The sequence below is a fragment of the Halanaerobacter jeridensis genome (genome assembly GCF_016908315.1).
In the GTDB taxonomy this organism is placed as follows: Bacteria; Bacillota; Halanaerobiia; order Halobacteroidales; family Halobacteroidaceae; genus Halanaerobacter; species Halanaerobacter jeridensis.
Window position 1 is genome coordinate 135401 of the sequence record NZ_JAFBDQ010000004.1, and the last position, 25232, is coordinate 160632.

General features: G+C 32.7%; 27 protein-coding genes. 26 read left to right on the forward strand and 1 reads right to left on the reverse strand.

Translation table 11 applies throughout. The annotated features are described in order from the left end of the window. The first annotated feature begins 323 nt into the window (after positions 1 to 323). From JOC47_RS05025 to JOC47_RS05135, 23 genes are all read left to right on the forward strand, one after another. The gene (locus JOC47_RS05025; protein WP_204700890.1) at positions 324 to 1280 is read left to right on the forward strand and encodes a polyprenyl synthetase family protein; all 957 of its coding nucleotides are present in this window, start codon (positions 324 to 326) and stop codon (positions 1278 to 1280) included. A gap of 81 nt (positions 1281 to 1361) precedes the next feature. Continuing rightward, the gene (locus tag JOC47_RS05030; protein ID WP_204700891.1) at positions 1362 to 1859 is read left to right on the forward strand and encodes a Gx transporter family protein; all 498 of its coding nucleotides are present in this window, start codon (positions 1362 to 1364) and stop codon (positions 1857 to 1859) included. A gap of 88 nt (positions 1860 to 1947) precedes the next feature. After that, positions 1948 to 2520 carry a Maf family protein gene (locus JOC47_RS05035; protein WP_204700892.1) on the forward strand — a complete coding sequence of 191 codons (573 nt, stop codon included), beginning with the start codon at positions 1948 to 1950 and terminating at the stop codon, positions 2518 to 2520. Continuing rightward, positions 2513 to 3196 (forward strand): RadC family protein, encoded by a 684-nt coding sequence (gene radC, locus JOC47_RS05040; protein WP_204700893.1) that lies wholly within the window; start codon positions 2513 to 2515, stop codon positions 3194 to 3196. Before JOC47_RS05035 ends, radC begins: the two co-directional genes overlap by 8 nt. Before the next feature lie 28 nt (positions 3197 to 3224). Further along, positions 3225 to 4289 carry a rod shape-determining protein gene (locus JOC47_RS05045; protein ID WP_204700894.1) on the forward strand — a complete coding sequence of 355 codons (1065 nt, stop codon included), beginning with the start codon at positions 3225 to 3227 and terminating at the stop codon, positions 4287 to 4289. Between the two features lie 20 nt (positions 4290 to 4309). Then, on the forward strand, positions 4310 to 5203 hold the full coding sequence (mreC, locus tag JOC47_RS05050; RefSeq protein WP_204700895.1) for a rod shape-determining protein MreC: 894 nt from the start codon (positions 4310 to 4312) through the stop codon (positions 5201 to 5203). Then, the gene (mreD, locus tag JOC47_RS05055) at positions 5203 to 5703 is read left to right on the forward strand and encodes a rod shape-determining protein MreD (protein ID WP_204700896.1); all 501 of its coding nucleotides are present in this window, start codon (positions 5203 to 5205) and stop codon (positions 5701 to 5703) included. Before mreC ends, mreD begins: the two co-directional genes overlap by 1 nt. Next, positions 5700 to 7574 carry a penicillin-binding protein 2 gene (gene mrdA / locus JOC47_RS05060; RefSeq protein WP_338035323.1) on the forward strand — a complete coding sequence of 625 codons (1875 nt, stop codon included), beginning with the start codon at positions 5700 to 5702 and terminating at the stop codon, positions 7572 to 7574. The genes mreD and mrdA overlap by 4 nt, the downstream gene beginning before the upstream one ends. 31 nt (positions 7575 to 7605) lie before the next feature. After that, entirely contained in the window at positions 7606 to 8226 is a 621-nt protein-coding gene (gene minC / locus JOC47_RS05065; protein WP_204700898.1) for a septum site-determining protein MinC, read from the forward strand. Between the two features lie 12 nt (positions 8227 to 8238). Beyond that, on the forward strand, positions 8239 to 9030 hold the full coding sequence (gene minD, locus JOC47_RS05070; RefSeq protein ID WP_204700899.1) for a septum site-determining protein MinD: 792 nt from the start codon (positions 8239 to 8241) through the stop codon (positions 9028 to 9030). 50 nt (positions 9031 to 9080) lie between these two features. Beyond that, positions 9081 to 9362 (forward strand): cell division topological specificity factor MinE, encoded by a 282-nt coding sequence (gene minE, locus JOC47_RS05075; RefSeq protein ID WP_204700900.1) that lies wholly within the window; start codon positions 9081 to 9083, stop codon positions 9360 to 9362. Positions 9363 to 9451: 89 nt separating this feature from the next. Continuing rightward, on the forward strand, positions 9452 to 10579 hold the full coding sequence (gene rodA / locus JOC47_RS05080; protein ID WP_204700901.1) for a rod shape-determining protein RodA: 1128 nt from the start codon (positions 9452 to 9454) through the stop codon (positions 10577 to 10579). Between the two features lie 65 nt (positions 10580 to 10644). Further along, positions 10645 to 11493, forward strand: coding sequence for a site-2 protease family protein (locus JOC47_RS05085; protein ID WP_204700902.1), 849 nt, complete (start codon positions 10645 to 10647; stop codon positions 11491 to 11493). A 21-nt stretch (positions 11494 to 11514) separates the two neighbouring features. Beyond that, positions 11515 to 13383 carry a TIGR03960 family B12-binding radical SAM protein gene (locus JOC47_RS05090; RefSeq protein ID WP_204700903.1) on the forward strand — a complete coding sequence of 623 codons (1869 nt, stop codon included), beginning with the start codon at positions 11515 to 11517 and terminating at the stop codon, positions 13381 to 13383. Next, entirely contained in the window at positions 13376 to 14083 is a 708-nt protein-coding gene (locus JOC47_RS05095) for a TIGR03936 family radical SAM-associated protein (RefSeq protein ID WP_204700904.1), read from the forward strand. Before JOC47_RS05090 ends, JOC47_RS05095 begins: the two co-directional genes overlap by 8 nt. Before the next feature lie 44 nt (positions 14084 to 14127). Further along, positions 14128 to 15777, forward strand: coding sequence for an Rne/Rng family ribonuclease (locus JOC47_RS05100; RefSeq protein ID WP_204700905.1), 1650 nt, complete (start codon positions 14128 to 14130; stop codon positions 15775 to 15777). Positions 15778 to 15936: 159 nt separating this feature from the next. Continuing rightward, positions 15937 to 16248, forward strand: a complete 312-nt coding sequence (rplU, locus tag JOC47_RS05105) for a 50S ribosomal protein L21 (protein ID WP_204700906.1) — start codon at positions 15937 to 15939, stop codon at positions 16246 to 16248. Further along, the gene (locus JOC47_RS05110) at positions 16249 to 16581 is read left to right on the forward strand and encodes a ribosomal-processing cysteine protease Prp (protein WP_204700907.1); all 333 of its coding nucleotides are present in this window, start codon (positions 16249 to 16251) and stop codon (positions 16579 to 16581) included. Beyond that, positions 16574 to 16873 carry a 50S ribosomal protein L27 gene (gene rpmA, locus JOC47_RS05115; RefSeq protein ID WP_204700908.1) on the forward strand — a complete coding sequence of 100 codons (300 nt, stop codon included), beginning with the start codon at positions 16574 to 16576 and terminating at the stop codon, positions 16871 to 16873. Before JOC47_RS05110 ends, rpmA begins: the two co-directional genes overlap by 8 nt. Before the next feature lie 184 nt (positions 16874 to 17057). Beyond that, a complete protein-coding gene (gene obgE / locus JOC47_RS05120) occupies positions 17058 to 18344 on the forward strand; it encodes a GTPase ObgE (RefSeq protein ID WP_204700909.1) in 1287 nt (428 codons plus the stop codon). 30 nt (positions 18345 to 18374) lie between these two features. Then, positions 18375 to 18665: a ribosome assembly RNA-binding protein YhbY gene (gene yhbY, locus JOC47_RS05125; RefSeq protein ID WP_204700910.1), complete on the forward strand. Its 291-nt coding sequence runs from the start codon at positions 18375 to 18377 to the stop codon at positions 18663 to 18665. A gap of 200 nt (positions 18666 to 18865) precedes the next feature. Then, positions 18866 to 19981, forward strand: a complete 1116-nt coding sequence (gene proB, locus JOC47_RS05130; protein WP_204700911.1) for a glutamate 5-kinase — start codon at positions 18866 to 18868, stop codon at positions 19979 to 19981. 203 nt (positions 19982 to 20184) lie between these two features. After that, positions 20185 to 21441 carry a glutamate-5-semialdehyde dehydrogenase gene (locus tag JOC47_RS05135; protein WP_204700912.1) on the forward strand — a complete coding sequence of 419 codons (1257 nt, stop codon included), beginning with the start codon at positions 20185 to 20187 and terminating at the stop codon, positions 21439 to 21441. 104 nt (positions 21442 to 21545) lie between these two features. On the opposite strand, the gene JOC47_RS05140 is transcribed toward JOC47_RS05135, so the two are convergent. Next, entirely contained in the window at positions 21546 to 22607 is a 1062-nt protein-coding gene (locus JOC47_RS05140) for an HD-GYP domain-containing protein (protein ID WP_204700913.1), read from the reverse strand. Positions 22608 to 23229: 622 nt separating this feature from the next. Here JOC47_RS05140 and JOC47_RS05145 point away from each other — a divergent pair. From JOC47_RS05145 to JOC47_RS05155, 3 genes are read left to right on the forward strand one after another with little or no spacing between them, the layout of a single operon-like run. Further along, complete coding sequence (locus JOC47_RS05145) at positions 23230 to 24132, forward strand: PHP domain-containing protein (RefSeq protein ID WP_239550924.1); 903 nt, start codon at positions 23230 to 23232, stop codon at positions 24130 to 24132. Beyond that, entirely contained in the window at positions 24117 to 24998 is an 882-nt protein-coding gene (hslO, locus tag JOC47_RS05150) for an Hsp33 family molecular chaperone HslO (RefSeq protein WP_204700914.1), read from the forward strand. The genes JOC47_RS05145 and hslO overlap by 16 nt, the downstream gene beginning before the upstream one ends. A gap of 21 nt (positions 24999 to 25019) precedes the next feature. Next, a complete protein-coding gene (locus JOC47_RS05155) occupies positions 25020 to 25217 on the forward strand; it encodes a DUF6485 family protein (RefSeq protein ID WP_204700915.1) in 198 nt (65 codons plus the stop codon). The last annotated feature ends 15 nt before the right edge of the window (positions 25218 to 25232 follow it).

The following is a 25232-nucleotide window of genomic DNA, read 5'->3' on the forward strand; positions in this document are numbered from 1 at the left end:
TTTTACAATTGTGATCTTAAATTACTATTTATGGATAAAAGAGGAAAAACCTTTAATTAATTTAATTTTTATTTTTAATTAAGAAAAAATCTTTACGTAAGCTGTAATTTTATAATACAATGATATTACATTAGATATAAGGGGTCAAAGGAAATTTTTTGGACATTAGCTAATAATACTTTATCATTTTTATGGAAAAATATTATTAACTGATAATAAATCTATAATTTCTGTTTTATTAAAAGAAGAATATTTTTAGATGAATCCAATTATCAGATTATAGAGTAGTAATTAATTCGAATTTCCTAAAGTAGGTGAAAAAAATGTCATGGAAGGAATTTGGAATAATTCAAAATGAATTAGATGAATTTGAAGATTATCTACAAAATTTATTAGATAGTAGACAATCGTTAGTTAAAGAAGCTATTTCTAATTTAGCTCAAGCTGGTGGTAAAAGAATTAGACCTGCTTTGATTATTACAATAGCTCATTTAGGTAATTATAAGCAACAACAAGTTTGGAATTTTGCTGCTACTATAGAGATATTACATATGGCTACTTTAATTCATGACGATATTATAGATGAATCTCATTTACGTCGCGGTAGTAAAACTGTACAATCAAAATATGGGAAGGATAGAGCTGTTTTTGCGGGGGATTATCTATTTAGTCTAGCTTTTAATGTTCTTTCAGATCAGGCTACTTCAAAACAGTTTAAAATAGTTACAGATGTGATTAATAAAATTTGTGAAAGTGAAATTCAACAGTATCAAAATCGTTATAATTATTCCTTATCATATAGGGATTATTATTATCGTATTAAACATAAAACAGCCCTATTATTTGAAAGCAGTTGTGCTTTGGGGGCTGAAAATGCTGGTTTTAATCAGGTGCAGCTAAAAAAATTGGCTCAATATGGTCGATATTTAGGGATGGCGTTTCAATTAACTGATGATCTATTAGATTTTAAAAGAGAAAAAGTTAAATTAGGGAAACCAAATGCTAATGATTTTACTAATGGAATATATACTTTACCTCTATTATATGTTATAAAGGAAAAAGAATGTGGACAAGATTTAAAAGAACTGTTAAGTGAAGCCAAAAGTAATAAAGATGAAATCAGGGAGTTTGTAATTAAAAATGGAGGGGTAGATTATACATTAAGTATAGCGAAAAAATATATCAAGAAAGCCCAAGAAAGATTAGAACATTTCCCTAATAATAGTTATAGAATGGTATTGACTGCTTTAACAGATAAAATTTTAGCTAGAGAATTTTAAAAAATAATTGATAAACTGAAAAATATTATTTTTTTGTTTATACTACAATAAATTCTGGTATAATAGTGAAAGAGGGTTGTTATGATTGAAATGAAAAGAAATGTTACTTTGGGGTTATTTGTAGCTAGTGCAATTGTATTACATATAATTGAGTTTATTTTGCCTACAACTTTATTATTTCCAGGAGCTAAATTAGGATTAGCTAATATTATTACCCTTTTGGTATTGATTGATTATGGTTTTGTAGACTGCTTGAAGGTAGTCTTAATGAGAATCATATTGTCTTCATTATTAAGCGGGACTTTTTTCACTATTAGCTTTTGGCTTAGTTTAGCTGGGGGAATATTAAGCTTATTGATTATGGGGTATTTATATTATAATTTTCAGGAGCAATTTAGTTTGATTGGTATTAGTGTATTGGGAGCTGCCAGTCATAATTTAGCTCAAATAGGAATGGCTTTTTTGCTAATTGAGAATTGGAGAATTATATTTTATTTACCTTATTTATTATTGCTGTCGCTGCCTACAGGTGTCTTTGTTGCTTTAGTAGTAATGCAGCTAAAAAAATATTTACAATGATTTAAATCCTAAGGAGGACTTTGTAAATGATTAACGAATTATGTATTAGGAAGGTGAATGACTTTAAAATCTATGGGAGAAGATGTAAATGGAGATAATTTTAGCCTCTGGTTCACCACGACGTAAAATGTTGTTAGAACAATTGGGTTTAGATTTTAAGGTTCAGCCTAGTAATCTAGATGAATCAAAGGTAGAGTTCACTGAGCCATCAGAATTAGTGCAGCGCCTTTCTTATTTAAAAGCTAATGAGGTACAAAGTGATCAGTCGCAAATTATAATTGCTGCTGATACAGTAGTTAGTTATCAAGATCGTATTTTAGAAAAACCTGCTAGTAAAGAAGAAGCTAAACAAATGTTAAAAACTTTAAGTGGGACAACACATCAAGTGCTTACTGGAATCACAGTTATAGCTGGTGAAATAGTGAATACTGATTATGAAACAACTAATGTTACTTTTAAAGAATTGACTGAGAAAGAAATAAATGATTATATTGCTACAGGTGAACCCTTTGATAAAGCTGGTGGATATGGGATTCAATCTAAAGGAGCTGTATTTGTTAAAGGTATTGAAGGTTGTTTTTATAATGTAATGGGTCTTTCTCTATATAAATTGCTACAAATGATTAAGGGAATTGGATTGGAGATTGAATTAGATGGCTGATTATATTACAATTAAAGACCTGCCTGCAGAAGAAAGACCACGAGAAAAATTATTGAAGTATGGTGTAGAAGGATTATCTACTACTGAGCTTTTAGCAATTGTATTAGGGACGGGTTATCAAAATAGTACAGCTTTGGACTTAGCTAACCAGCTTTTGGCTGTAAGTAATGGTTTGAGCTGTCTCATAAATTATAGTATTGAAGAATTAAAGAAGATTAAAGGAATTGGTCTAGCTAAAGCTGCTCAATTAAAAGCAGTAGGCCAGTTGAGTCAAAAATTAGCTATGCAAAAGATCAATTTAGAACATATCAAATCTCCAAGTGATGTTGCTCAAATTTTAATTGCACGTTTGGGTCATTTACAGCAAGAAAAATTTGAAGTAGTATTATTGAATACTAAGCATAAAGTTATTGGAATTAAAGAAATATCACGTGGTAGTTTGAATAGTTCTATTGTTCATCCTCGTGAAGTTTTTCGAATAGCTATTAAACGGAGTAGTGCAGCTATTATTGTAGCTCATAATCATCCAAGTGGTGACCTGACTCCAAGTCAAGAAGATATTCAACTTACTAAGCGATTAATAAAAGCAGGAGAAATAGTGGGAATTGATTTGCTAGATCACTTAATTATTGCCCATAAAAATTATAGCAGTTTAAAAGAAAAAGAATTACTTTAAATTTTGTTTTAGAAAGGAGAATACAATTATGGTAATGGACTTTTTAACAGCCCCCTTTTCTAGAGATATGGGGATAGATTTAGGAACAGCAAATACTTTAGTTTATATCAGAGGTAAAGGAGTTTTAATTAGAGAACCATCCGTAGTAGCTATTAAAGATAATCATGGCACTACTGAAGAAGTTCTTGCAGTTGGAGATGAAGCTAAGAAGATGATTGGTAGAACTCCAGGTAATATAGTAGCTATTAGGCCGATGAAGGATGGAGTTATAGCTGATTTTGAAGTAACAGAAAAAATGTTAAGGTATTTTATAGCTAAGGCACATAAGCGAAAAAGGTTGGTGAGACCCCGAATTATTGTTTGTATTCCATCTGGAGTTACAGAAGTAGAAAAAAGAGCAGTTAGAGAAGCAGCAGAGAGTGCAGGAGCTAGAGAAGCATATTTGATTGAAGAACCTATGGCTGCAGCAATTGGAGCTGGATTACCTGTGCATGAAGCTACAGGGAATATGGTTGTTGATATTGGAGGTGGAACTACTGAGGTAGCAGTTATTTCTTTAGGAGGAATTGTTACTAAAGATTCTATTAGAATTGGTGGTGATGAATTAGATGAATCAATTATCCATCATATTAAAAATAAGTACAATTTAATGATTGGGGATCGTACTGCTGAAGAGATTAAGATGAAGATTGGCTCTGCTACTTTCCATTCTAATTCAGAGATTTCGCCTGAAGATAATATGGAAATTCGTGGGCGTGATTTAGTTAATGGTTTACCTAAGACTGTTAAAGTAACTGCTGAAGAGATTCAAGGGGCTTTAGAAGAACCAGTTACTGATATTGTAAGGTCAGTTAAAGATACTTTAGAAGAGACCCCGCCAGAATTGTCATCTGATATTATGGATAGAGGAATTGTGATGGCTGGTGGTGGATCTTTGTTATCTGGTTTGGATAAGTTATTAGCTGAAGAAACTGGAATGCCAGTTTATCTTGCTGATGACCCATTAGATTCTGTAGTATATGGAACAGGGAAGGTATTAGAAGAATTAAATAATCTGAAAAATGTATTAATTAGTCCGAAAAAATTATCCTGATTTTTAAATAGGTGGTTTAAGTGCTGGATTTCTTAAGAAAAAATCATAAAATAGTATTATCAATATTGTTGTTAATAGCTTTAATTAGAATTGTAAATTTAATTGGAGCTGATAAGGATTATAATCTTTTGGAGAAAATAGTAATTGATTATATCTTTCGGCCTTTCTTTGTGGCAATTGATGGGTTTAAAGATGTTATTGGCCGTAATATACAGGTGATTAGTAATTATCAAGAGACTAAGCAGAATAATCAAAGGTTTAAGGATAAAATTGAACAATTAAATTATCAATTAACTAAACTAGAAAAGATTAAGAATGAAAATCAACGGCTGAGAAAATTATTAAATTTTAAAGAAAGAGTACCATATCAAGTAGTAGGAGCTAGTGTAATTAGCCATAGTGCTGATAATTGGTCCCAAATTGTAACAATTAACCGGGGCCAAGAATCAGGGATTAAAGCTAAGATGGCGGTAGTAGCTGAAGAAGGATATTTAATCGGAATTATTAAACGAGTTACTGCTCATACCTCACAGGTGTTATTATTAACTGACCAGCAATTTGTAACTGGCGGATTAGTGAGCAGGAATGCTTCTCGCGATTTAGGAGTAGTCAGAGGTAGAAAAGGAAGTAATAAATTGTTAATGAACAATTTATCTTGGGATGCCGATATAGTTTCTGAAGATATAATTGTAACCTCAGGTTTATCAGGGAATTTACCGAAAGGTCTTCCAATTGGAGAAGTTATATCAGTTAGTCCTGATAATTATGGTTTAACTCAAGAAGCAGAATTAAATCCGTTTTTTGATTTAAATCGTTTAGAAGAAGTTTTAGTGATTACTAATTTTACTACTAAAACTGATGTATCACTGCCGCCGTTTAACATTGATTCATTGTTGATTAAGGGGGAAGAATAGTGGGTTATCTTTCTTTTTATGGAGTTCTAATTATTATAGCAGTTATTGTGCAATCTTTACCTATCTCTTATGAAATTTTTTCAGGTATTCATCCTGATTTTTTGTTGATTATAAGTACTATGGTTGCTGTTAATTATGGTCGTACAGCAGGAGGGGTATTAGGTTTTTTAGCTGGGTTGTTACAGGATTGGTTTTCTGGTGGTTTATTTGGGATCCATGCTATCAGTAAAACATTAACTGCTTATTTATGTGGCTTTTTAAGAGAAAATATTTATCAGCATCATTTTCTGACCCCTTTATTAATCACCTTATTTGCTACAGTGGTTAATCAAGTATTAATTTTAATGTTCACTAAACTGCTAGTAGAAATATTAGTTTTGAAAGAAGTGACTAAAGAAGTAATTGTTCCACTAGCTATCTGGAATTCTATTATATCTTTATTTGTTTATCCTATGATTTATAAATTAGAGAGTATATTAATTAGGAGGAAGTTTTGGTGAAAAGGAAGAAAGATAACAAGAGAATTTATTATTTTGGAATAGGCCTTTTAATTCTCTTTCTTATATTAGGAATTAAATTATATCATTTACAAATTTATAAATATGATAAATTTAGAAGTTTATCAGAAGGTAATCGAACTGCTGTAATTCCAATTAGTCCACCTCGGGGTTATATTTATGATCGTAATAAAAAAGTTCTTGTCTCTAATAAATTAACTTATACCTTATCAGTAATTCCCGATAAAGTTGAAAATTTAGATAATCTGAGTAATGAGTTATCTCAAATAGTAGATTTATCTCAAACAGAAATTAGGGAGAAAATAAATTCTAATTCTTCTACTGAACCAGTTAAAATAAAACGAGATATTAGCCGTGAAGTATTAATTTTGTTAGAGGAAAACAAGTCTGAACTACCGGGGTTAATTATTGAAGAAACTCCTATTCGCGAGTATGTCTATAAAGATTTGGCTAGTCATGTACTAGGTTATGTAGGAGAGATTTCTGCTGCTGAATTAAAGAAATATTCTTCTCAAATATATAGTAGTAGAGATATTATTGGTAAGACTGGTTTAGAGTTGTTTTATGAGAAATATTTAAGAGGAGAAGAAGGAGCTAAATTAATTGAAGTTAATAATTTAGGTCAAAAGGTGAAGACTTTGGCTGTAGAAGAGCCGACTCAGGGTAATAGTTTAATTTTGAATTTGGATTATGATTTACAGAAATTCGCTGAAAAAACTCTGCAGCAACAGATTCAAAAACTGACTGAACGAGCTAAGAAAAATCAGAAAAAACCCCAGGAAGAATTAGATGAAGATGCAATTACTAAGCCGCCTAAAGGTGGTTCAGTGATTATTAGTAATCCTGATGATGGCAGTATTTTAGCTATGGCTAATTATCCTAGTTATGATTTAAGTCTTTTTTCAGGGCCAATCTCTAATAAAAAATGGCAGCAATTAAATCAAAATCCGCTACATCCTCTTCTTAATCGTGCGACTAACACAAGTGCTCCCTCAGGCTCTATTTTTAAAATTGTTACAGCGGGAGCTGCATTAGAAGAATTAGGGATTGAGAAAGATGATATGTTTTATGACCCTGGTTATTTCAAAGTAGGTGGAGTTGAATTTAAAAATTGGTATCCCGGTGGCCAAGGAGATATAAGTTTTGTTGATGCTATAGCTTGGTCGAATAACACTGTATTTTTTAAATTAGGATATCGTTTGTATAAAAAAGACAAGACATTATTGCAGTCTTATGCCCATGAGTTTGGATTAGGTTCTAAAACACAAATTGATCTAAATAATGAGGCAAAAGGATTAGTTCCGGGTCCTAAATGGAGAAAGAATTATTTTGATAAACGAGCTAATCAAATTTGGTATCCAGGCTATACTATCAATTTATCAATTGGGCAAGGAAATTTACGTGTGTCTCCAATTCAAATATCTAGTTTAATAAATTCTGTAGCTAATGGAGGTCAATTATATCAACCACTATTAGTTGATAAGATAATCGATCCTCAAGGAGAAGTAGTAAAAAATTTAAAAGCAAAATTATTTAATGAAATACCTGTTTCTGATGAGCATCTAAAGATAATTAAACAAGGTCTTAAAGGTGTTACCACTTATGGAACAGCCCGAAGATCCTTTTCTGAATTGCCAGTTACAGCTGCAGGGAAAACGGGTACTGCTCAAACTGGAAGCAATCGTCCTAATCATGGTTGGTTTGCTGGTTTTGCTCCAGTCGATGATCCTGAAATTTCCATTGTTGTATTTATTGAATATGGTAGCTCAAGTAGTAATACCTTACCTATAGCTAAAAATATTATTAAAGAATATTTTGATACGCAATCTGAAAAGAAGGCAGAAACAGAATAATATAATAGCTAATTTTGTAGGAGGAGGTAAGATGAAAAACGAGGGAGTAGTTTTTAAAGGAGACTTAGATGGAGTAATTGTAAATTTGAGTGATCAATTAGAATTTGATACTGTTAAAGAAAAATTGCAGGATAAGTTAGCAGAGGCAGGAAATTTCTTTGATGAAGAGAAGATTAATATTAAAGTGGAATTGGGGACGCGAGAACTGAATGCAGAACAAAAGAAAGAATTAATTAATATTTTTAAAGATAAGCCAGGTCTATCAGTACTAGAATTTATCAATCATGACGATAGATTTTCTGATTCTGAAACTGAAACTGGTAATGATACTTTATTAGTGAAGCAGACTTTGCGCTCTGGACAATCAATTAGCCATGAGGGGAATATAGTAATTCAGGGTAGTGTTAATCCTGGAGCTGAAGTAATTGCTGAAGGTGATATTATTATTATGGGTAAATTTAAAGGGATTGCTCATGCAGGGGCTAAAGGAAATGTAGAAGCAACTATTTCAGCTTTTAGATTGGAACCGACGCAATTGCGAATTGCCCATTATATTAGTCGAGCTCCCGATAATCCTTTATCCAGTCCTGAGCACCCAGAAGTTGCTTTTATAAAAGATAAACATATTGTTATTGATTATTTGAAAAGGTAAGGAGGAATTGTAATGGATGGTAAGTCTTATGTTATTACTTCAGGTAAAGGTGGGGTAGGAAAAACGACGACAGTTGCTAATATTGGAACTGGGTTAGCAAAATTAGGGCGTAAGGTGGTCTTAATTGATGCTGATATAGGGTTAAGAAATTTAGATGTAGTATTAGGATTAGAGAATAGAATAGTTTATGATATTGTTGATGTAGTAGAGGGTAATTGTCGTTTAGAGCAGGCTTTAATTAGAGATAAAAGATATAGTAGTTTGCATTTGTTGCCTGCAGCCCAAACTCGTGATAAAACTGCTGTAGAGCCGGGGCAAATGCGTGAATTAATGGAAGAATTGAAAGAAGATTATGATTATGTGATTGTAGATTCTCCGGCGGGGATTGAACGAGGTTTTAAAAATGCAATTGCTGGGGTTGATGAAGCAGTAGTAGTTACTACTCCTGAGGTTTCAGCGGTTAGAGATGCTGATAGAATTATTGGGATGCTAGAGGCAGAAGGGATTTCTGGAGCAGATTTAATTATTAATCGGGTGCGAATGGATATGGTCAAAAAAGGTGATATGATGAATATTGAAGATATGGTTGAAATTTTAGCAGTAGATCAATTAGGGGTCATTCCTGAAGATGAAGAAATTGTTGTTTCTACTAATCGGGGTAAACCGGCTGTTTTAGTAGATAAGTCTAAAGCTGGACAGGCTTTTTGGAATGTAGCACGGCGAATTGAAGGAGAAGAAGTACCAATGTTATCTTTAGAAGAAGGTTTTTTTGATAAGTTCAAAGAATTTTTTGGTTGGAGTTAAAAAGTATAAAATTTTACGGCTTAAAACAGATTGATTGAGGGGGGATGAAAATGTTTGAGGCAGTAAAAGAGATATTTAAAAGGGAAGATAAAGAGAAGAGTAAAGATGTGGCTAAAGAACGTTTGCGGTTGGTTTTAGTTCATGACAGGATGGACCGGATGGGTATCTCGCGTGATGTATTGAATGATATGAAGGAAGATTTAATAGAAGTGATTTCTAAGCATTTAGAAATTGACCAAAAGGGTTTAGAAATTAACTTTGAGCGTCAAGATAAAGATAGTGTAGCTTTAGAGGCTAATATACCGATTAAAAATGAGCAACAGAAGGAGTGACCAGGGGAAAAGGAGCCTGGTCTTTTTTCTTGCACTTAGTTTCAGTTTCATTATATAATTTATTTAAGCTAGGGCTAGGAGGTGAAAAATTGAATAAATTATTTAAAAACTTAGATTATTTGATACCTGTGCTTACTATAGCATTAGTTTTATGTGGATTGTTTTTAATTTTTAGTGCTACTAAGTCTCATGATACTTCTTTATTAAATAATACTTTTCTTAAAAAACAAGTGATAGCTGCTTTGCTTGGTATAGTAGCAGTTATAATTACTTTGCTGGTTAATTATGAAGTGCTGAGGGATTATGCAGAGATAGTATATATAGCGGATTTATTACTATTAGGGATTGTATTAGTAATTGGTCAAACAGTTAAAGGAGGACAAAGTTGGATTAGTTTAGGGCGATTTAATTTTCAACCGGCTGAAATTACTAAACTGATTGTAATTATAATGTTGGCCCATGTTTTAGCTAAAGAGAAATATAAGGTAAAAAATATATTAGGATTAATCGTTCCAGGATTATATGTCTTTATACCGTTTTCTTTAATATTATTACAGAACGATTTAGGTTCATCTTTGGTTTTGATCGCTATATTTATTGGTATGATTTATGTGGCAGGAGCTAATGCTCTATTCTTATTTGGGAGTATATTTGGAGTAATTGCTAGTGTGGTTACTTGGGTAACAGCCCATATTTATTTAGGGGTTTATATTCCTCTAAAAGATTATCAATTGAATAGATTATTGGTTTTAGTTAATCCAAGTCGTGATCCGCTGGGAGCTGGTTATAATGTCCGGCAGTCTAAAATTGCAATTGGTTCAGGCGGATTTTTTGGCAAAGGACTATTTACTGGTAGTCAAAATCAACTTAATTTTTTACCGGAAAAGCATACTGACTTTATTTTTTCTGTTTTAGGTGAAGAACTAGGATTTATCGGGGCACTAATAGTTTTGATATTATACTTTATATTATTATGGAGAGCTTTAGTTGTAGCTAAAGAAGCTAAAGATAAATTTGGTGAATATGTAGTGGTGGGTGTTATATCTATGCTGAGTTTTCATATTTTTCAAAATATCGGTATGGCAGTAGGATTAATGCCAGTTACAGGGATACCATTACCTTTTTTAAGTTATGGGGGTAGTTCTTTAATTACTAATTTATTAGCGATTGGATTAATTATGAATATTAATATGCGTAAGAAAAAGCTAATGTTTTAAAGAACTAGCATAGCAAAACCTTGTTGTTAATATGATTAAGTAGAGAGCAGCAAGGGGGCTAGATTATGAAATTTAAGTTAAATTTATTATTTTTAGTGGTTTTATTTTTATTTAGTTTAACTGGTTTGTTTTTTAAAGCAACATTAAGTTTTATAGTAGTTTTAATGCATGAATTAGCTCATGCAATTGTAGCCAAGAGATTAGCAGTTGAAGTAAGAGAAATTGAACTACTACCCTTTGGAGGAGTAGCTAAATTTAGAGATTTGATTGAATTAAATCCTCATACGGAATTTAAGGTAGCGATAGCGGGACCACTATTAAACTTTTTTCTAGCTGCAGTAGCTTGTTTATTAATTAGATATCAAGTGTTGTCGCAAGACTTAATTTGGTTCTTCCTGCGTTTAAATATAATGATGGGCTTATTTAATTTTGTACCTGCTTTTCCTTTAGATGGAGGGCGGATTTTACGCGCTAAATTGAGTACGAAAGTAGGTTTTAAAGATGCTACTGCTCAAGTTTTAAGGATTAGTAAGATGATAGCTGTTCTTTTAACTATTGTAGCTATAATCGGCCTTTATTATGGATATATTAATATTATGTTGGTGATTATATCCTTTTTTATTTATTTTGTAGCACTAAAAGAAGGACGCTTTTCTCATTATGCTTTAATGCAGTATTTAGCTAAAAAAAGAGGTAAAATTTTAAATCAAGGAGTTGTTGATGCTAAACCATTAGTAGCTTTTAGCAATACTAGCTTAAAAGATATACTTGATAAATTGGTGCCTCAGTCTTTTCATACAATTATGGTGATTGATGAAGATTGTAATATCTTAGGGTTTATAACTGAAGATGAATTAATCGATAATTTAATTAAAGGTAATTTAAATTATAAAGTTAAAGATTTATTGTGCTGATGATTTAAGGAGGAAAAAAATATGGAACTTGAAGATAGATTAGAAGAGATATTACCTCAAGTTACTAATCCAACTCGCTATATGGGGCGAGAAGTAAATAGTATAGTTAAGAATTTAGATGAAGTAGAAGTGAAAGTAGCTTTAGCTTTTCCTGATGTTTATGAAGTGGGAATGTCGCATTTAGGAATTAAAATTTTATATCATTTATTGAATCAGCGTGATGAAGTAGCTGCAGAAAGAGTTTATTCACCTTGGGAAGATATGGAAAATAAAATGAAAGAAGAAGATTTGCCGCTATTTACTTTGGAGAATAAAGCTCCTATTAGTGAATTTGATATATTGGGTTTTACGCTGCAATATGAATTGAGTTATAGCAATCTTTTGAATACTTTAGATTTAGCTAATCTTCCATTGCGGAGTAAGGATAGAACTGCAAAACATCCTTTGGTAATTGCCGGTGGTCCTTGTGCTTCGAATCCTGAACCTTTAGCTCCGTTTATTGATTTATTTCTGTTAGGAGAAGCTGAAGCAGCAATTGAAGAGATTGTAGACAAGTATATAGCTTGGCAAAATAATAACTACAGCAGAGAAGAATTATTAAAAGACTTAGCTACTTTGGAAGGAGTTTATGTCCCTCAATTTTATGAAATTGATTATGATGAAAATCATAATGTGAGTAAGTTTGAGGTACAAGAAGGAATCAAAGAAGAAGTTAAGAAACGAGTAGTGCAAAATTTAGATGAAGCTTTTTATCCCGAAAAGTTTATTGTACCTTATATGGATGTTGTTCATGACCGAGTTAATCTAGAGATAGCTAGGGGTTGTACTAGCGGCTGTAGATTTTGTCAGGCGGGTATGATTTATCGTCCGGTGCGAGAAAGGAGTCATGAGCGGATTAAAGAGTTGGCTGAGAATCTTGTCAGTAATACAGGTTATGAAGAAATATCTTTAACTTCTTTAAGTAGTGGGGATTATACTGGTGTTGCAGATTTAGCTATGGATTTAGTAGATGAATATGAGACAGATAAGATTAGTGTTGCTCTACCATCGATGCGGGTTGATTCTTTTTCTATTGATTTGGCTGAAGAACTACAGAAGGTAAGAAAAACCGGACTTACTTTTGCTCCTGAAGCTGGAACACAGCGCTTGAGAAATGTGATTAATAAGGGAATTGCAGAAGAGGATGTAATCTCTGCTGTGACCGATGCTTTTGAAGCAGGTTGGAGGAAAGTTAAACTCTATTTTATGATTGGCTTGCCCACAGAAACTGAAGCAGACTTGCAGGGGATTGTTGATCTAGCTAAGAAAATAGCTAATTTAGGTGATGAGATTAGATTGAATTCAGATTATAAACGTCGCGTAAGTGTTAACGTTAGTGTATCTACTTTTGTCCCTAAGCCACATACACCATTTCAATGGTCGCAGTTTAATACTTTAGAGGAGATTAATGATAAGATACAATATTTAAAAGATAATCTCCGGGGGAAAGATTTATCTTTAGATTGGAATGAACCACAAGTTAGTTTATTAGAAGCTGTTTTTGCTCGTGGTGATAGAAGAACCGCAGATTTATTGGAGCAAGCTTGGCAGTTAGGAGCCCGTTTTGATGGTTGGCGAGAAGTATTTGACTATCAATTATGGCAGAAAGCTGCTCAAAAAACAGGTTTTGATTTAGAAGAGTATGCCTGTCGAGATTGGAGCTTGAAGGCAAGATTGCCTTGGGACCATCTGATGCTAGGAGTTAATAAAGACTATTTAAAAGAAGAATATGATAAAGCATTAGCAGCAGAAAAGACTAATAACTGCCGTTATGATAATTGTAGTAATTGTGGAGTTTTAGAGCAGTTAGAGGCCCGGATGGATTTGTTAAGGGGGTTGAGTAATGAGTAATTACAAATTGCGTACTAAAGTAATTAAAGGGGCAGAGGTGCGGTTCATCTCCCATTTAGACTTTATGAATACCCTAACTAGAGCTTTGCGAAGGGCTGAAATACCTATTGCTTTTTCTCAAGGATATAATCCCCGACCGCAAATATCTTTTGCTTCAGCACTAGCAGTAAGTTTAACTAGCGAGAGTGAGTATATTGATTTTGAATTAACTAAAGATTTAGACCCTGCTGAATTTAGAATTAGATTGAATCAAGAATTACCAACAGGAATTAGAGTAGAAAAAGCGATGAAAGTTCCCGTAAAAATTGATTCTTTAATGTCGATTATTAATGCTGGGAGTTATATAGTTCGCTTAGAATTCAAAGAGAAATTAACTACTGAAGAACTAGAGGAGAAAGTTAGGCAATTTTTAGAGAAAGATGAAATTAAGATTATCAGAAAGAGAAGAAACAAGTCTGATCGAGAATTAGATCTGAGGCCTATGATCTTTTCTTTAGAGGTAGTAGGTGTTCAAGGTGAAATAGGTACTATTAGCATGTTAGTCCAGACAGGTAGTGCTGGTAATGTCCGCCCTCAGGAGGTAATTAGGGCTTTAGCAAAAGAGTTTGAAGTAATTCAAAGGCCTAGGATGATTAATATTCACCGTTCTGGGTTGTACATCAAAAAAAGGGATGATTTATTTACCCCTTTTGAGGTGTAAAAGCAATTGAAAATTTATTAATTCATGAACAATTTAGAAGTGAGGTGTTACAGATTCAAAAACAAATAATTATTAATGACCGCGATTTAGATACGAGAGCAGTGATAATTGAGAATGGGAAATTAGAGGAAGTGTACTTTGAACGTGAATTTAATACGCAGTTAGTAGCTAATGTTTATCAAGGACAAGTAGAGAATGTATTACCAGGAATGCAGGCGGCTTTTATAGATGTAGGCTTAGAGCAGAATGTATTTCTACATGCTAATGATATTTTACCTGTTCATCCTGGAAAGAATAGTATTCAAGAAGTTTTGAGGTCTGGAGAAGAAGTAATGCTTCAAATAAGTAAAGCACCAGTAGATGATAAAGGCCCAAAGGGGACTTGTAAATTAGATTTAACTGGCCGTTCTTTAGTGCTGATGAAGTATCCTCAGCATATAGGAGTTTCACGGAGTATTTCAGGTCAAGAACGAGGGCGATTACGAAAGTTAGCAAATCAGATTGCTCCTGAGGATAAAGGAATGATTGTTAGGACTGCTGCTAAAGGTAAGTCTAAAGAAGAATTATTGACAGAATTGAAGACTTTAGAGCAGAAATGGGATGAAATACATCAATCAGCTCAAGAGGCTAAAGCGCCACAGTTAGTTTATCAAGGCGCAAGTTTGTTGAATCGTCTGGTAGTTGATAAGTTAAGTAAAGAGGTTGAAAAGATAGAAATAGATACTGAGGCTGGTCATCAAGAGTTATTAGATTTGGTTGATAGTTTAGCCCCACAATTAAAAGATAAAGTACAGTATTATAGTCAGCCTCAGCCTATCTTTAACCACTATCAATTAGAAGAAGAGTTGGATAAATTACAGCAGAGGAAAATAGAATTAGACTGTGGGGGGAATATAGTAATTGATCCTACAGAAGCTTTAACAGCTATTGATGTCAATACTGCAGCTAATGTAGGCTCTGCTAGTTCGAAAGAAACTTTTGCCCAGACTAATTTTGAGGCAGCTCGAGAAGTAGTTAGACAATTGAAACTGCGCGATATTGGCGGGATTATAATTATTGATTTCGTCGATATGAAAGGCAGTAAAGAACAGCAGCAAATTCTTAGTGTATTAGAAAAAGAATTGGCCCAAGATAAGACTAAGACTAATTTAGTGGGAGCTAGTGAATTAGGTTTAGTGCAGTTAACTAGGAAAAGAGATAGGAAAACTTTAGGACAGAAATTATGGCAAAAGTGTGCTTACTGCCAAGGAACTGGAAAAATGTTATCAATGGAGACTTTAGTAGTTAACTTTTTCAGAAGATTGCGAGAAGAGTTTTGGCAGCAGGATGTAGAAGCGGCTATAATTAAGGTTAATCCAAAATTATTAATGAAATTAATTGAATTAGGGAGTGCAGAATTAAATAACTTAGAAGAAGAATTAGAGATGGATTTATATGTCTTAAAGGATGAACAAATGTTCTTAGAAGATATAGATATAGCTCATATAGGCTCTGAACAAGAAATAGAGAGTTATATCCCAGTAAGGGTGGGTAGACAGTTGACGTTAAAGCTCGAGGAAACAGCAGCAGGTTTAGTAACTAGTGTTGATGATTATATGGTGAAAGTTACAGGAGAAGTTAGTAAAAATCAGTCTAGTGCTAAGGTGCAGATCACAGAGCTTGGCCCTTCTTATGCTGTATCTGAAATACTCTAGTAAAGCTTGATTTTCTCTTGACAGTAAGTCTATTATATGTTAGTATTTATATTCGTAAGTGGTAGTTCGTTGATACTACCAAAACCGCGCGGTACGGGTTTAAAAATCTTATTTGATTACCTAGTTTACCGGCGAGTCTAAGGTAGAGGAGGTGCTATAATGTACGCAATTATTGAAACTGGTGGAAAACAGTATAAAGTAGAAGAAGGACAAGTTTTTGATGTAGAGAAGTTAGACGTAGAAGCTGGTGATGAGATTGAATTTGATGTAGTTAAGGCTGTTTCTAAAGATGATTCTTTAGAAGTTGGTCAACCTACTTTAGAAGATGCTACAGTTACTGCTGATGTAGTTGATCAAATTAAAGGTGATAAAGTTATTGTTTTTAAGTATAAGCCTAAGAATAATTATAGAAAGAAACAAGGTCATCGTCAGCCGTATACAAGAGTAAAAGTAAAAAGTATTGATGCGTAAATGATTAAAATTAAAATCAAACGTAAACAGGGTAATATTGTACACTTTTCGGCTGAAGGGCATGCAGAATATGCAGAACAAGGCCAAGACATAATTTGTGCAGCAGTTTCAGCAATTTTACAGACTGCAGCTTTTGGATTAATAAATTATTTAGAATTAAGACCTGAGATTAGCACTCAAGATGGCTGGCTGAGTTGTCGATTATCTTCTGAAGTTGCTCAAGATAAAGAAGTGCAAGCAATTTTAGGAGCTATGTTAGCTGGATTAAGAGAAACTGTTCAAGAATACCCAGATTATATTAAAATAATTGAAGGGGGTGGAAATGATGCTTAAAATGAATTTGCAGCTTTTTGCTAAGAAAAAGGCCGTTGGTAGTTCTAATAATGGTCGAGATAGTATTGCCAAGCGCCTAGGTGTAAAAAGTCATGATGGTGAGTTTATTTCTGCTGGAAGTATAATCGTTCGTCAACGTGGAACTAAATTCCACCCAGGTTTAAATGTGGGAAAAGGAAAAGATGATACTTTATTCGCTAAATCTGACGGTTATGTAGAATTTAAGCGAAAAGGAAAAGAAAAAAGACAAGTTAATGTTTATACAGAGGAACAAATTGAAGCTATGGCTTAAATAATAAGTATTATTTCTGACTCCCAGTCTAAACTGGGAGTTTTTTCATTTAAAAATTGACAAGTTGCTAATATAAATTTAAAATTATTATGTAGGCGCAAAGAATGAATAATTTGAATCAGAATTGAAAAAATAAATAATTAGTAGTTTGTTTTTTAACAATTAGATAATGGAGTTGGTAGTAATGTTTGTTGATGAAGTTGAAATTAAAGTTAAAGGTGGCGATGGTGGAGACGGTATGACTAGCTTTCGCCGGGAAAAGTATGAACCATCCGGTGGTCCCGACGGTGGAGATGGTGGCCATGGGGGAAATGTAATTTTTGAAGTTGATGAAGGAATTAATACTTTACTAGATTTTAAAGAACGTAAAGTTTTTGAAGCACAGAGTGGAGAAAGAGGAGGCAGCAAAGATCAGCATGGTAAAGATGCTGAAGATTTAATTGTACCTGTTCCTCCAGGGACTACAGTAACTAATGTTAAAAAAGATGAAATAGTTGCTGACTTAGTAGAAGCAGGACAGCAAGTAGTTATAGCAGAAGGAGGACGGGGTGGTCGTGGTAATGCTAGATTTAAAAATTCAACTCGGCAAGCTCCTAAGTTTTCTGAAAATGGTGAACCAGGAGAAAAGAAAGAGTTAAAATTGGAATTAAAATTATTAGCAGATGTGGGTGTGGTTGGTTATCCTAGTGTAGGAAAATCAACTTTGATTTCTAAAGTTTCTGCAGCTAAACCTAAGACCGGAGCTTATCACTTTACAACGACTACTCCTAATTTAGGTGTAGTTAAAGTAGGGGATTATAATACTTTTGTGATGGCTGATATCCCTGGATTGATTGAAGGGGCTCATAGTGGAGTAGGTTTAGGTGATCAATTTTTACGACATGTAGAGCGGACCAAAGTTTTAATCCATATGCTTGATATTTCTGCTTTAGAAGGTCGTGAACCTTTAGAAGATTTTAAGAAGATTAATCAAGAATTATCTAAATTCAATGCGGATTTATTAGATCGACCGCAAGTAGTAGCTGCTAACAAGATAGATTTAATGGATGATAAAGATAATTTAGTTGAAGTTAAGAAAGAATTGGAAGCAGAAGGGTATGAGGTATTTCCGATATCTGCTGTAACTGGTGAAGGGCTAGATGATTTAATTAGTAGAGTTAATGAATTAGTTGAAGAAACTCCTCAACCTCAAATTGAACCTGAAGAAGAGGAAGTAGTAATTAAAGGTCCTCAACCTGAAGAAGAGGGTGAAAAGTTTAAGATAAATAAAGAGAATGGAGTTTATCAAGTCAGTGGCGAAGAAGTAGAAAGAAAAGTAGCTATGGCGGATCTAAGTACTGAAGAAGGATTAAGACATCTAATCAAAACTCTACAAAATGCAGGTTTAGAAGATGCTCTAAGAGATGCTGGAATTAATGATGGTGAAAAAGTTAATGTAGCTGGATTAGAATTTGAATATTATAATGATTAGAAAATAAACTATCACAATAGGAGTGATAAAATGACTGGAAAACAAAGAGCTTATTTACGTGGAGAAGCTAATAGTATGAATCCTGTACTGCAAATAGGTAAAGATGGTATTACTCAAGCTGTAATTAACCAAGTAGATGAAACTATTTCTTCTAAAGAGTTAATTAAAATTAGAGTACTTGATAATAGTTTATATGGTACTAAAGAGGCAGCTCATGAATTAGCTGATGCCCTTGATGCAGAAGTGATTCAAACTATTGGTAGTGTAATTGTTTTATTTAGACAAGATGAAGAGGATTCACAGTATAATTTACCTAGTTAAGAAATGGTAAAGAGTAGCTGGTAGTGAAATTTGGGAAAATTGTTGTAGATAGATTGGGCAGTTAGTAAAGCCAAAAGTAGAGAGAATGGGGCTGAACGGAGTGTTTTTTGAATTTTAAAAACACGGAGGAAGCAGTAAGACAGTAAGACAGTTGAACTGTTTTACTGTCTTACTATAAAAAAGAAGCGAGGGTGTGAATTATGCAAAATGAAATTAAGCAGGCGCAAAGAATAGTAGTTAAAGTAGGAAGTAGTACTTTAACTTATGAAAATTCTAAGCTTAATTTAAATCGGATTGATAAGTTAGTTAGAGATATTAGTAATTTAAAAAATCAAGATTTAGATATTATTTTTGTTAGCTCTGGAGCTATAGCAGCGGGGCAAGGAAAATTGAGGTTAAATAAGATTGATCGTAGCATTCCTGAAAAGCAGGCTTTAGCTTCAATTGGCCAGGGTTTATTAATGAAAACATATCAAAAGTTATTTAGCGAGTATGGCTATGAAGCTGCTCAAATATTATTAACCCAAAATGATCTTAATGACCGCAAAAGATATTTGAATTCTCGTAATACTATTAATCAATTACTTAAATATAATGTAGTACCAATTATTAATGAAAATGATACAGTAGCTGTTAAAGAAATTAAATTTGGTGATAATGATACCTTATCAGCTTTAGTTAGTAGTTTGATTGATGCTGATTTATTAATTATGTTATCTGATATAGATGGTCTATATACTACTGACCCCCGTGAAAATCAAGATGCAGAATTGATTAGTGAAGTAGAAGATATTTCAACAGTTGAATCTGCAGCAGGGGGTTCTGGTACCGAGCGAGGAACTGGAGGTATGGCTACCAAAATTGAAGCAGCTAAAATTGCAACCAAAGCTGGTATACCAATGATTATTGCTAATGGTAAGCAGGATAAGGTTTTAACTAAAATTATAGAAGGCAAAGAAATAGGAACCACATTTTTAGCTGAAGAAGGATTACCTAGTCGAGATAAATGGATTGCTTTTAATATGGCAGTAGAAGGGGAATTAATTGTAGATTCTGGAGCTGTTAAGGCACTGCAAGAAAGTGGGAGTAGTTTGCTCGCTTGTGGAATTATAGAGACTAAAGGTAACTTTTCAGCGGGAGATGTAGTTGATGTTTTTGATCAATCAGGAACTAAGATTGGACGTGGTTTAGTAAATTATGCACAACGAGAAGTAGAGCAAATTGAAGGGCTTCAATCTGATGAAATAGAAGAAAAATTAGGCTATCAAGCCTATGATGAAGTTATTCATCGTGATAACTTAGTATTATCTATATAAAGTGGCACTATCGTGCCACTAGCTAGTAGATAAAAGCTAGTAGCTAGTAGTAAATTCAAAACCAAAAAACAGTTCACAGTTTTGAATTTAATTTTATTTTTTTAACTACTAGCTCCTAGCTACTTACTTCTAGCTATAAAGTTGCACTAAAAGTGCAACTTTATATAGATTATATTTAAAATTTTAAAGAGGAGTGAGAGCAGATGAGTATTAAAGAAAATGTAGTTAAGAAATCGAAAAGAGCAAATGAGGCAGCGAAGGATTTAGCAAATTTAGGTTCTGAAATAAAGAATGAAGCTTTATTAGCTATGGCAGATGCATTATTAGATAGAAAAGATTATATTTTAGAAGAAAATGAAAAAGATATGGAATATGGAAGAGAGAATGATTTGCCTGAGTCTTTATTAGACCGACTATTGCTAACAGAAGATAGAATTGAAAAAATGGCCAATGGATTAAGAGAAGTAGCTCAATTTGATGATCCAATTGGTGAAATGATGGAAATGAAGAAAAGACCTAATGGATTGAAAATAGGAAAAGTGAAAGTGCCTTTAGGTGTGATTGGGATTATTTATGAAGCTCGTCCGAATGTAACTGTAGATGCAGCAGGATTATGTTTAAAAGCGGGGAATACAGTAGTTTTAAGAGGTAGTTCTAGTGCGATTAATTCTAATAAAGCTATTGTAAAAGTAATTGCTAAAGCTGCTTATCAAGCAGGATTACCAGAAGGTTCAATTGAATTGATTGAATCAACAGAGCGAAAGGCAGTACAAGAAATGTTTAAGCTTAATGATTACTTAGATGTTTTAATTCCTCGTGGTGGGGCAGGATTAATTAATGCTGTAGTTAATAATTCTACTGTACCTGTAATTGAAACTGGTGTAGGAAATTGTCATACTTATGTTGATTCTGAAGCAGATTTAGATATGGCTACAGAAATTACTATCAATGCTAAAACTCAGCGAACAGGGGTTTGTAATGCAATGGAGACGTTGCTAGTTCATCAGGATGTAGCTGAAGAATTTTTACCTCAGATGGTTGATGAATTACAGCAAAGAGATACAACAGTTAAAGGTGATGATCGTGTTCAAGAAATAGTAGATGATGTTCAAGCAGCTAGTGAAGAAGATTGGGCAACAGAGTTTTTAGATTATATCTTGGCAATTAAAGTTGTTGACAGTTTTGATGCAGCAGTAGAGCATATTGATGAGTATAGTACTAAGCATTCTGAAGCAATTATTACTGAAAATTATACCAAGGCCCATAAATTTACTGATATTATTGATGCAGCAGCAGTTTATGTTAATGCTTCGACAAGATTTACTGATGGAGGTCAATTTGGTTTAGGAGCTGAAATTGGAATTAGTACACAGAAGCTGCATGCAAGAGGTCCAATGGGAGTTAACGAATTGACTACAACTAAGTTTATTGTCTTTGGTGAAGGACAAGTGAGAGAATAAATTCAAAAAATCAATAAAATGAAAAGAAATTACGAAATTATGATTTAAATTTAAAAAATTAGAAAAAACAGCAACCATCAATAACGGGGTTGCTGTTTTTACTATTAAGTCAATTCATTTTCAATAACAATATTCAATTTATTCATCAAATTAATAGTTTTATATTCATCTAATTCATTGCCCTGTTCATCAGTAATTATTTTAATTACGGGCCTAGCTGGTGCTTCCTTATTTTGTTCTTTAATAAGTGCCTTTTGACCTGTGTTCAACTTAACAGCAGTTCCATTAGGGAAAATAGCAATATTTTTCATAAATTCTCGTACAAACTCAGTATCAAATTTAGTGCCACTTTTAGAAATTAAAAAGTCTATTGCTTTGCGAGCAGACCATCTATCTCTATAGCAGCGGTCACTAGTTAGAGCATCAAAAACATCAGCTACTGAGACTAATCTAGCAAATTCATGAATATCTTCTTTAACTAGTCCATCCGGATATCCTTCCCCGTTAACCTGTTCATGGTGATAAAGAATAATTACTCGTGATAGAGGACTGATTTGATGATTGTTTTTAGTGTTTTTATAACCTAAAGAGGGATGTTCCTTGATGATTTTATATTCTTGATTATTTAATTTACTTGGTTTTTTAAGAATTTCTTCTGGTATAGCTAATTTACCAACATCATGTAAGATAGCTCCAGTTCCGATTTTAACTAATTGTTTTCGATTGTAGTTTAAACTATTAGCTAAAATAACTGATAAGGTAGCTACATTAACAGAATGTTGGAAAGTATAGGAATCAGTGCTTTTAATATCTATTAAATTAACTAATACGTTTTTATTGTTTAGTATTTCGTCAACTAAGTTTTTAATATTTTGAGTTATTTCCTTCACATTAATTTTTTTATCTTCTTTAATATTAGAAAATGTGTCTCTAATTGCAGATTCACATTTTCTTTTTAAATCACTACTGACAACATTTTCAACTTCTATATTTTCAGATTTTTCATCCTCGATATAAATATGTTTGATTCCTAAATTTAATAAACGTTCTTTATATTTATGGATGTTTTTACAGTGAATATTAACTAATAGATTATTGTCATCATCATAAATTGGCTTAGCTAATTTCATATCGGGGCTTAAATTCTTGACGTGAATTAATCTCATTTTTGCACTCCTTTCTAAAGACAAACTTCGATATTTTTTTCCAAAATCCTTTTTTTATTTTGACTGATAAATATCTTTTTGATATTTATGTATTATTTTTTATTTATTTAGAAAATAAATAAAAAATTATTTCTTTAAAAGAAGGAAAAATGTATCTCATCGTGAAATTTGTCTATAAAAGGAAATTTATTAAATGAAATTCAGCGATAATAAATGGGGGGATAATATGGAATTTTTAACGTCTAATATAACATTTGCGTTACATATGTTATTTGTGATTACTGTGGTTATGAATATCACTTTAGAAAGTTTAGGCTTTGAAGTCAATATATTTAAAATAATTACTATTTTATTATTAGTTCTTTGTTTTTTTGTTTTATTAGTAATTAAAAGCCACTTGAATAATCTCTATTGGTTTTACTTAATAGTTGAAATATATATATTCTTCGATAACATATATTATTTTATTCAATACCAAAAAAAATGATCTTAAAAGCAGGTTTGAAAATTTTCAGCCTGCTTTTTTTATATTGGGGTTATAAAGGAGAAGAAAGTTTGTTATAATTGTAGGTAGTTGTTTTACTTGGTTATTCAAATTAGTTTAAAAGAAGAAAGGTGTGAAATGATGAAAAGAGTAGATTTACATATGCATAGTAATTACAGTGATGATGCAGATTTGCCTGTAAAAGAACTAATAGTTAGAGCAAATCAGAAAGATTTAGCAGCAATTTCGATTACAGATCATAATTGTACTGCTGCTATTGATGAAGCCTTGGAATTGACAAAAGATAGTGATTTAGAAATAATACCTGGAGTAGAATTTGATACTAACTATGGGACTAATACTTTACATATTTTAGGGTATTATATTGATTGGAAATCTAATAGGATTGATCAATTATTAGATGGTATGGATGAAGCTAAGATGGAACAATTTTATGAACGAATTGAAGCATTACAAAATCTTGGTTTAGAAATTACTGCAGAAGAAGTTTTAGAAAAAGCTGATGTAGAGCGTCCATTAGGAGGTTTTATTGCTAAAGTTGTATTAAGTAAAGAGGGAAATCAAGATAAACCCCAATTACAGACTTATTTAAATGGGGCTAAAAGCGACCAGCCTTATTTTAACTTTTATCTTGATTATTTCAAAGCTGGGGCTAAGGCTTATGTTCCGTGTTGGAAACCAAGTGCTAAAGATACAATTAATTTGATTAGAGAATTAGGTGGAGTAGCAGTGTTAGCTCATCCTGGTTCTACTATAAAAGTAAGTGATGAAGAAGTAATAGATGATTTAAAATCTGCTGGTTTAGAGGGAATTGAATCTTATAGTACTTATCATTCTGATGATGAATTAGAAGGATTTGTGGAATTAGCTAAAGAGAAAGACTTATTAATTACAGCTGGTAGTGATTTTCACGGTGAATTAAAACCTAAAATAGAATTAGGTGGAGTAGCTGGTAATACTTATGATATAGTAAAACGATTAAAAGAATTAAGAGGTGATCAAAAATGGAAGATAATTTAGTCAGAGTTTTAACTTCAAATCAGGAAGTAAGAGCATTAGCAGTAAAATCTACAGAAGTTGTAGCTACAGCCCAGGAATTACATCAAACTAGTCCAGTTGCTACTGCAGCTTTAGGTCGAGCTTTAACAGGTGGCTTATTAATGTCTAATATGGAATTATCAGGCTCAGAAATTAGCTTAACTATTAGAGGCAGTGGGCAATTAAAAAAGATAATAGTTAATGCTAATCAAGATGGTGAAGTAAGAGGTTATGTAAATAATCCCCAAGTAGAAACAGAAATTAATGAACAGGGAAAATTAGATGTAGCAGGAGCAATTGGAGCTGGAGAATTAGTTGTTGAAAAAGACTTGGGGTTAAAAGATCCTTATCGCGGTCAAATACCTCTTGTTTCAGGAGAGATAGCAGAAGATTTAACTTATTATTTTACTAATTCGGAACAGATACCTTCTTCAGTTGGTTTAGGAGTTTTAGTAGATAAAGATTTGTCAGTGCGAGCTGCTGGAGGTTTTGTGATACAAGTATTGCCTGAAGCAAGTGATGAAACAATCGACCATCTAGAAAAAAATATAGCTAATTTGGAAGAGGTAAGCAAAATAATAGATGAAGGAAATGGGCCACAAGAATTATTAGATAAAGTCTTAACTGGTTTTGATTTTGAAATAATTGATGAACAAGATGTTAAATTCAAGTGTAAATGTGATAAAGATAGAATTGAAGAGATGATTTTAGGATTAGGAGAAGAAGAATTAAGAGAAACTATTGAGCAAGAAGGGCAAGTAGAAATCCGCTGTCAGTTTTGCGGTAAAAAGTATCAATTTTCAGAAGCAGAAATAGAAGAATTATTGAGCGAAAAGGCTGATGATTAAAATTAAATCAGGAGGGATATTATGGCTGATTGTACAGAAGTAGAAAGCAATAAAGAATATTGTACTTGTACTTATGAACCTTGTCCAAGAAAAGGTAATTGTTGTGCTTGTGTTAAATATCATAATGAAAAAGGAGAAATACCTGGCTGCTTTTTTCCTGAAAATGCAGAAAAGACTTATGATCGCTCAGTAGAAAAATTTGTGGAAGTAATGAGTTAAATTAAATTGTTTAAC